Raw genomic sequence first — 6,027 nt, 5'->3', positions numbered from 1 at the left:
ACCCCCCCCCTCTCCCCCCCGGCGCGGCCCGGCGGGGGGGGCGCCCCGGCCGGGGCCGGGCTGGCGGCGCGGGGGGGGGGGCCGCCGGGCGGGGGCCCCCCCCCCCCCCCGGGGGGGGGGCCCCCCCCCCACCGCCGTATGCGTCCGTGGCTCGGCAGGCCGGGGTTTCAGGAGGCCGGGTCTAGGAGGCCGGGGTCAGGTACATCCCGGTCTGGTCGGCGCCGGCGGTGTTGCGGCAGCCGAAGGTGCCGCTCGCGGGCTGTGCGTAGATCAGCGAGAGGCAGCGTCCGACGGCCAGTTGCCCGAAGTAGTTCGGGTGCATGTCCTCCTGGATGGGCCCCTGGGTCTCGCTGCTGTCGATCCAGCGCGCCCATTCGCTCGTCTTCGCCGAAGCGGGCGCCGCCGTGGTCACCTGCTTGCTCGCCTTGGCGCAGACCTCGCGGCCCTGCATCATGTCCCGCAGGTCGAGGAACTGGGCGCCCTTGGAGGCGGCGACGGCCTTCAGGCGGTTCGCGATCTGCGGTACGAGCGCGTCGCGCGCCCAGTCGGAGTCCTTGTTCCAGAAGGGGCAGCCGCCGGTGTTCAGCCGGCTCCAGTCGCTCTGGGTGTAGCGGTTCTCGGCGCCGCGCGGGATCGGCGACGGGTAGGACTGCAGCACGATGCGGTACGAGGAGTCGGCGTACCCGGCGGTGCGCATCACCGCGCGGACCTCGTCGACGGACTTGCCGACCTTCGCCATGACGGTGTCCATCCGCCCGTTGACCACCTCCTGCTGGTCGTCGTAGCAGTAGGAGCCCCAGAGCACGAAGTCGTACGCGCACTCCTTGATGATGTCGGCGAAGCCGAGGTCGTTGCCGCCCACGGAAAGGGCGATGACCTTGACGTTGTTGGTCGCGGCCACCCCGGCGAGCTGATCGGCCTGAGGGGCCTCGCCCTTGAAGGGCACGCCGCCGTTGGAGGCGCGGAACACGTTGTCGGTGACCGCCCCCGAGCAGGCCAGGTTGACCGCCACGTCGGCGATCGGGCCCGCGCTGCGGACCTCGGCCGAGTCGGAACGGTCGCACCCGCCCGCGGTGGCGCCGTATACCTTCGCCGGGTCGTAGCTGCTGCCGCTGACCCAGGCGCGGTCGGTGCCGGTCCGACTGCCGCTGTTGGTGAGGCTGTTGCCCTTCCAGCGCCCGGCCTCGCCGGAGATGTAGCTGTCGCCCATGGAGACCACGGCGGTGGGCCCGGTCCCGGGGCTGGCGACGGAGGTACCGGCTCCACCGGCCAACAGCGCGCTGACGGCGAGCGGAAGGACGAGCGAGGCCCCGGCAAGTCGTCGCACACGACTGCCGGTCGGGAACTTGCTGACGGTGCGGAATCCGATCACTGCGGAACTCCTGCGGTCGGCCACGCCGAAGTCGGGAACAACTCCGGTGTATGGCTGTGTAAGTGGGGGTACCGCCGGCCGGTGGCAACCGGAAAGGTGACACGCCACACGTTGTTACCGCTAGGTAGCCGCATATTACGATGAGGTAACGCCCGACCGTATGTTCGGTCTTGCCTGGTCCGTCGACCGCACCGGCAAGGACGAAGACGCGAAGAAGGTCCGGCCCGGTACCTGGTGGTACCGGGCCGGACCTTCGTGGTCCACGATGGGTTCGGCTGCTGTGCGAGTTCAGCCGAGGCCGGTGGTGGGGGTGGGTCAGCCGGTGAGCTGGTCGTACGCGGGGAGGGTGAGGAAGTCCGCGTAGTCGGCGTCGAGGGAGACCTGGAGGAGCAGGTCGTGGGCCTGCTGCCACTTGCCGTTCGCGAAGTCCTCCTCGCCGACCTCGGCGCGGATCGCGGTGAGTTCGGCGGCCGCGACCTCGCGGGCCAGGTCCGCGGTGGCCAGGGTGCCGTTCTCGAAGACGACGCCCGCGTTGATCCACTGCCAGATCTGCGAGCGCGAGATCTCGGCGGTGGCGGCGTCCTCCATCAGGCCGAAGATGCCGACGGCGCCCAGGCCGCGCAGCCACGCCTCGATGTAGCGGATGCCGACCTGGACCGCGTTGCGCAGGCCCTCGTACGTCGGCTTCGCGTCCAGGGAGTCGATCGCGATCAGTTCGCCGGGCGCGACCGAGACGTCCTCGCGCAGCCGGTCCTTCTGGTTCGGCTTCTCGCCGAGCACCGCGTCGAAGGAGGCCATCGCGATCGGCACCAGGTCGGGGTGGGCGACCCAGGAGCCGTCGAAGCCGTCGCCCGCCTCGCGGTCCTTGTCGGCCTTGACCTTCTCGAAGGCGACCTTGTTGACCTCGGCGTCCTTGCGGGACGGGATGAAGGCGGCCATGCCGCCGATGGCGTGCGCGCCGCGCTTGTGGCAGGTGCGCACGAGCAGCTCGGTGTACGCCCGCATGAACGGGGCGGTCATCGTCACCGCGTTGCGGTCCGGCAGGACGAACTTGCCGCCGCCGTCACGGAAGTTCTTCACGATCGAGAAGAGGTAGTCCCAGCGGCCCGCGTTCAGGCCGGCCGCGTGGTCGCGCAGCTCGTAGAGGATCTCCTCCATCTCGTACGCGGCGGTGATCGTCTCGATGAGGACGGTCGCGCGGACCGTGCCCTGCGGGATGCCGACGTAGTCCTGCGCGAAGACGAAGATCTCGTTCCAGAGGCGTGCCTCCAGGTGGGACTCGGTCTTCGGAAGGTAGAAGAAGGGGCCCTTGCCGAGGTCGATCAGCCGCTTCGCGTTGTGGAAGAAGTAGAGGCCGAAGTCCACGAGGGCGCCGGGGACCGGGCGGCCGTCGAGCTGGAGGTGGCGCTCCTGGAGGTGCCAGCCGCGGGGGCGCATGACGACCGTCGCGAGCTGCTCCGCGGGCTTCAGGGCGTACGACTTGCCCGTGCGGGCGTCGGTGAAGTCGATCTTCCGCTCGTAGGCGTCGATCAGGTTGAGCTGGCCGGTGACGACGTTCTCCCAGGTGGGAGCCGAGGCGTCCTCGAAGTCCGCGAGCCAGACCTTGGCGCCCGAGTTCAGGGCGTTGATGGTCATCTTCCGGTCGGTGGGACCGGTGATCTCCACGCGGCGGTCGTTGAGCGCGGCCGGGGCCGGCGCGACCTTCCAGTCGCCCTCGCGGATCTCCGCGGTCTCCGGGAGGAAGTCGAGGCTGGAGGTGCGGGCGATCTCGGCGCGCCGGTCGGCGCGGCGGGCGAGCAGCTCGTCACGGCGGGGGGTGAACCGCCGGTGCAGCTCGGCCACGAAGGCGAGGGCCGCTTCGGTGAGGACCTCGTCCTGCCGGGGCAGGACCTCGGCGTCGACGATGGCCAGCGGGGACGGCGCTGGTGCGGACATAACTGTCACTCCTTCAGCGGCGGTGCCTGGCGGCCGCGGGGGAATGCTCGCGCATGCGGCACGCAGTGCCGCGGACTGGAGAGAGTTCCGTGAAACGGTCGCGGGCGCCGTCTGTGGTTCAGGGCGCTTCTGACCAGTGGATAGTAATTTCCTCATGGTGGAAGTTCAATGGTTTGTTGATGTCGAGATTCTCCGGGTCGACAGATTCCGATCTCCGGTGGCCCTCGGTGCCATGACGGTCACGCCCCGCTCAACCCAGACGTGCCAGGTCGGGGGGCGTGTCGATGTCGAAGGCCTCGGCCACGTCCGCGCATTCCACGAGAACCAGTTCGTCGGCGTGTCGCGACAGGTGCACCCGGGCGCCCTTGTCGCCCGTCGCCGTCGCCGCGATGTCCGCCCACCGGTCCGCCCCGAAGAGCACCGGGTGGCCGCGCTCGCCCGCGTACGCCGCCGCGACCAGGCTCGCGGGGGAGCGGTACGCCTCCCGGACCCGGGCCACCGCGACCGCGCCGATGCCCGGCTGGTCCACCAGGGAGACCAGGGCGGCGACCGCGTCCGTACCGGCCAGCGAGGCCAGCCCGACCCGCAGGGAGGAGCCCATGCCCTCGGCCCAGTCGGGATTGTCGACCACCACGCAGCCGCTCAGGTCGGCCCGCTCGCGGACCTCGTCCGCGGCGGCGCCCAGCACCACGTGCACGGGGGCGCAGCCCGCCTCGCGCAGCACCCGCACCGCGTTCTCGACCAGCGGTCGGCCGTGGTGGGGCAGCAGGGCCTTGGGGCGCCCGCCGAGCCGCCGCCCGCCGCCCGCCGCGAGCAGCAGACCCGCGATCACCGGGCGTGCGGTCACCGGGCCCGCGCTCACCTGGCCCGCGGGGTCGATGGGCGGGGAGCCGAGGGTCGAGGGGCGGGACGCGGCGCGGGACGGAGGGCCGGGGCGAGCCGGTGCGGCCGGGGTGGCGGAGGAGGGGGAGTCTGACATGCCTCCGATTCTCTCCCCGCGCCCCGGCGGGTCGACCGCAGGAGGGTGCGTACGGCGGCCAGCGCGGCCCGGAGCCGCAGCGGGGCCGCGATCCGGTCCTCGGCGGCCAGGAGCAGCGCGCGTTCGTCACGGTCGGTCAGCATTTTTCGGTACGTCCTTGCCAATCAGGGGCCAATACCGAGAGTCTGGACCTCGATTGGCCTGGCAGGCAGAGCCAATCAGGGGAGGTTGGCATGGCGAACGAGCGAGTGGTCCACACGGCGGACAGGGCCATCGGCAGCCGTCAGCTCGCCGCCCTGCTCCCCGCGGACGTCCGCGCCCGCCCCGGCTACCGGGGCCTCGCCGACGCCGTCCGCACCCTGATCCTCGACGGCCGGATCGCCCTGCACGTGCGCCTGCCCGCCGAACGCGACCTCGCCGAGGCCCTCGCCGCCAGCCGTGCCACCGTCTCCAGCGCCTACGACCTGCTGCGCGAGAGCGGGTACGTGCGCAGCCGCCGCGGCTCCGGCACCTGGACCGAACTGCCCGAGGGGCACGTCCCGGTCGGCGCGCACGCCCTCCTCGGCGGGGGCGGCTACAGTGCCGACGGCGACCCCGGCATCGACCTGGCCATCGCCGCGATGGGCGCACCGGACGGCAGCCTCGCGGACGCCCTGGCCTGGGCCGCGCCCCGGCTGCCCGCCCTCGCCCGCAGCCCCGGCTACCACCCCTTCGGCCTGCCCGACCTGCGCGCGGCCGTCGCGGACCGCTTCACCCGCCGGGGCCTTGCGACCCGACCCGAACAGATCCTGGTGACCTCGGGCGCCCAGCAGGCCTTCGCGCTGGTCACCAGCCTGTTGTGCCGGGCCGGGGACCGGGTGGTCACCGAGAACCCGACCTATGCCAACGCCCTCGACGCGCTGCGCCGCGCCGGTCTGCGCACGGCCTCGATCGCCGTCTCCGACGCCGGGTGGGACATGGAGATCGCCGAGTCCACCCTGCGCCAGACCGTGCCGCGCATGGCCTACGTCATCCCGGACTTCCAGAACCCCACCGGGGCGCTGATGCCCGAGGAACAGCGGCTGCGGCTGCTCACCGCCACCCGGCGCACCGGCACCTGGCTGGTCGTCGACGAGACCATCGCCGACATCGCCCTCGACGTGCCGGCGCCGCGGCCACTGGCCTCGCTCGCCCCGCGCGGCGGCGCCGACCACGTGATCACCATCGGCTCGCTCAGCAAGACGCACTGGGGCGGGCTCCGGGTCGGCTGGATCCGGGCCAGCGCCAAGCTGATCGCCGAGCTGACGGCCGTACGCGTCTGCGCCGACATGACCGGCTCCGTGCTCGACCAGCTCGTCGCGCTGCCCCTGCTGGAGGGACTCCACCGCTCGCTGCCCGAGCGGCTCGCGCAGCTGCGCGAACAGCGCGCCGCGCTGGTCGCCTCGCTCCAGCGGCACGCCCCGGAGTGGAGCTGGCAGCTGCCGCCCGGCGGGCTCTCGCTCTGGGTGGACCTCGGCGAACCGGTCAGCTCCGCCCTCGCCGAACGGGCCCGGGCCGGCGGGGTCCACATCGGCCGCGGCGCCCGTTTCGGCGTGGACCCGGGGACCTTCGAACACCGGCTGCGCATCCCGTACACGCTGCCCGCCGACCGGCTCGACGAGGCCGTGCGCCGCCTGGCCACGGCCCTGCACGACGGGGTACCGCTGGCCCCCGCGGTCGAGCGCCCGCACTGGGTGGCCTGAACGGCGGCCCGCAGCCCGCG

General features: G+C 72.7%; 4 protein-coding genes. 1 reads left to right on the top strand and 3 read right to left on the bottom strand.

Annotated features, from left to right (window positions below):
* Positions 1-181 precede the first annotated feature (181 nt).
* The 3 genes from ACIQWR_RS15995 to ACIQWR_RS15985 form a co-directional block, all read right to left on the bottom strand.
* Positions 182-1,372: a hypothetical protein gene (locus ACIQWR_RS15995; protein WP_404009168.1), complete on the bottom strand. Its 1,191-nt coding sequence runs from the start codon at positions 1,370-1,372 to the stop codon at positions 182-184.
* A gap of 315 nt (positions 1,373-1,687) precedes the next feature.
* Positions 1,688-3,307 (bottom strand): malate synthase A, encoded by a 1,620-nt coding sequence (gene aceB, locus ACIQWR_RS15990; protein ID WP_404009165.1) that lies wholly within the window; start codon positions 3,305-3,307, stop codon positions 1,688-1,690.
* A gap of 250 nt (positions 3,308-3,557) precedes the next feature.
* Complete coding sequence (locus tag ACIQWR_RS15985; protein ID WP_404009162.1) at positions 3,558-4,286, bottom strand: NTP transferase domain-containing protein; 729 nt, start codon at positions 4,284-4,286, stop codon at positions 3,558-3,560.
* 233 nt (positions 4,287-4,519) lie between these two features.
* Between ACIQWR_RS15985 and ACIQWR_RS15980 the strand changes: the two genes are divergently transcribed.
* Positions 4,520-6,007, top strand: coding sequence for a PLP-dependent aminotransferase family protein (locus ACIQWR_RS15980; protein WP_404009160.1), 1,488 nt, complete (start codon positions 4,520-4,522; stop codon positions 6,005-6,007).
* Positions 6,008-6,027: the final 20 nt, after the last annotated feature.

The sequence above is a fragment of the Streptomyces sp. NPDC098789 genome, from assembly GCF_044759975.1.
Lineage (GTDB): Bacteria > Actinomycetota > Actinomycetes > Streptomycetales > Streptomycetaceae > Streptomyces.
The sequence above is the reverse complement of the archived record's forward strand: the minus strand, read 5'-3'. Positions and strand labels throughout refer to the sequence as shown.

Coding starts and splice junctions, on each gene's coding strand:
- ACIQWR_RS15985 (WP_404009162.1), bottom strand. CDS start 4,286: ATGTCAGACTCCCCCTCCTCCGCCACCCCGGCCGCACCGGCTCGCCCC.
- aceB (WP_404009165.1), bottom strand. CDS start 3,307: ATGTCCGCACCAGCGCCGTCCCCGCTGGCCATCGTCGACGCCGAGGTC.
- ACIQWR_RS15980 (WP_404009160.1), top strand. CDS start 4,520: ATGGCGAACGAGCGAGTGGTCCACACGGCGGACAGGGCCATCGGCAGC.